3 protein-coding genes are annotated in these 2,455 nt (G+C 31.4%); 1 reads left to right on the top strand and 2 read right to left on the bottom strand.

Features of this window, described 5'->3' with window-relative positions:
- The first annotated feature begins 313 nt into the window (after positions 1–313).
- Entirely contained in the window at positions 314–808 is a 495-nt protein-coding gene (locus tag LN051_RS11400) for a hypothetical protein (protein ID WP_229293692.1), read from the top strand.
- 195 nt (positions 809–1,003) lie between these two features.
- Here the strand turns inward: LN051_RS11400 and LN051_RS11395 are convergent, their stop codons facing one another.
- Together LN051_RS11395 and LN051_RS11390 are read right to left on the bottom strand one after the other, a co-directional pair.
- Positions 1,004–1,174: a hypothetical protein gene (locus tag LN051_RS11395; protein ID WP_229293691.1), complete on the bottom strand. Its 171-nt coding sequence runs from the start codon at positions 1,172–1,174 to the stop codon at positions 1,004–1,006.
- Between the two features lie 318 nt (positions 1,175–1,492).
- Positions 1,493–2,455 (bottom strand): protein rep, encoded by a 963-nt coding sequence (locus LN051_RS11390; protein WP_229293693.1) that lies wholly within the window; start codon positions 2,453–2,455, stop codon positions 1,493–1,495.

Genomic DNA, 2,455 nt, shown 5'->3' with positions numbered 1-2,455 from the left:
GAACTTAACAACAAAGTTTATACGCTATAAATTAGGTATACTAATAACGAAAAAACTTGTCTTTTCACCTCTATTTGATATTTTTTGAATTAGTCACTTAAAATCTATCATTTTTAGGGTGGATTCGACAAGTTTTTTTGCTTTTAATGCTGTCACAGCAACGTTTAAACCCAATTTCTAGTATCCGTGAGATGTTACCGATAGTATCAAGAAAAGAAAAAACTCGTTTCACTCGTTAAAAAAAACAACAACAAAATGTTTACCCTCTAGAAAAACAGTAAATAAAAAAATACATAATTTAAGGAGTGTCTATATGGAAAAATTAATACATAAAAAAATACTATTCCCCTTATTAGCTCTTATATTAAGTATCACAGCAATAGCTTCACCTCACACAACTGAAGCTAAAGAAACAAAAGGAATTACAGACAAACAAATCAAAATCATTCAAAAATCATTAAAATACGACCCACAAAACAAAAAATACGTCTTCGATGAAAAATATGCCAAACAAAATGGATTAACTAAAAACCAAGCTACAAATTTAAAAACATTCTTTGAAAATATGAACGATAAGCAAATAAAAGAATTTAACAAAAAAGTCGGCTTTAAACCCGACTATAAAAATAATCAACCAACACCTAGAATAGCACCAGCACTGCTATACGTTTTATCATTTATCGGAGGTGCAGTAGCAGGAAAACTACTTGATGAAATAATGAACTATGGAATAACAAAAACATGCAAAGCCCATAAAGGAAAATGGCCGGCTTTTGATGATTACTGTTCAACTAACGGTCATATCTAAGGGGTGAAAATATGGTCAAAATAATAACTAACAATTGGTTTATATTAGGTGCAGCAACGATTATAGCAACTTCTAATATAAATTTATTTAAACACCAAACTATAGGTGCATTTTTATTAACTTTTACGGAACTCATAATAAAAACACTAATATTTTTTCTTGTTTTTAAACTCATATCATTAATAATATTAAAAATCACGCATTAACAATAGTTTTATTCCAATTTCCATTTTGAATAGAAACTTTGAGCTGTATGTTTTCCTGTTGGTGTTTTCTTGGAACTAATCCCAATTCAAACCCACCAACATTTTCAACTAGTTGAAATAACATACAGCTCTTTTCTCTTTCAAAATGTTTTCTCGGCATAAAAGATTAAATGCCCTTATTTGTCGTTTAAACAATGTTTATGCATCGATTAACGACATTTAGATACTTTTATACTCATTTCAATTTAAATAGCTCTAAACGGCTTTAAACGCTAAATTCAAAACCTAAGTTCAAATTCTTTTTTGTTTTTATTATTTTTTATCTTTAGGGCTTCGCCCACGCATTCTATTTCGCTCGTCTGACCACTCTGCTGGGTCGGCTCCGCCTTGCCAATTCCATTGGCACCCTCAGACCTACGCTCCATGCCATGCGTATTTCTTTATGTTTTGTTATAAATAAAAAAACGCTAGCGTTTTGCTAACGTTCTTCTCCCAATTCATTTATCATTTTTCCGTTTACTTCTGCCTGCATACGCTCATCCATCAGCCTTATTTCATTGGCAATGTAATCTCCACGGTCCCATCCATAAAAGATTTGGTAAATATATTTTGTCGGATCAATTTCTTTTAAATAATCTAAATCCCCGTTTTTAAGCCGTTTACGTGTGTCTTTAAATAGTCCACCATACGCAAACACCCTTTTCCCTTTAAGCGCATTATAATACGTCTTAAATACATTGTCATTTGCCAAATAGTCACTGTCTTTACCTGTATACTTTGCCATCTCATATAATTGCTTATTATCTTGTTCTTTCACACGGCGTACATCAACTTGTGTGATTTCTGACTGTCCTGTTACATCTCGCCATAATCTTAACCACTCTTTTTGACTCAAATAATAATCTTTGTCTGTAAAATATGATTTATTAACTGCAATCAACACATGAAAATGAGGATGATAGTCATCTCTATAAGCATTGTACGTTACTTCTAGTTTACGCACATAACCTTTAACTACTTGTTTTACAACATTACGTTTAAATAACCTATCAAATGACTTGTTATAATTTTTAATTTCATCAACCAATTGTTCAGATTTCACATTAGGCGTCGTTAACGTCAAAAAGATATAACGTTTATCATAATGATTCTTTATATCTTGCATCATCAACGATAGACCCAATGCATCTTTACGTGCTTTTCTCCATGCACACATTGGGCAAAATCGATGCTTACAAAAATTCGCCTTATGCATTTTCATCTTCTCCAATGTCATATCACCCACAAACATTAAAAAAGTCCCACACTCTTCAATCCGCCAATAATACGAATCCGATACAAATTGTTTTATAACTTTTTGAAACTTTTCATTTCGTTTTTGCTTATCTTTAAAAGGTTTTAACTCTTGATTTTTTTTTATTTTCTCTTTACACTGTTTCAT

The sequence above is a fragment of the Staphylococcus ratti genome, assembly GCF_020883535.1.
Taxonomy (GTDB): Bacteria; Bacillota; Bacilli; order Staphylococcales; family Staphylococcaceae; genus Staphylococcus; species Staphylococcus ratti.
This window is presented reverse-complemented; position numbering and strand designations above follow the sequence as displayed.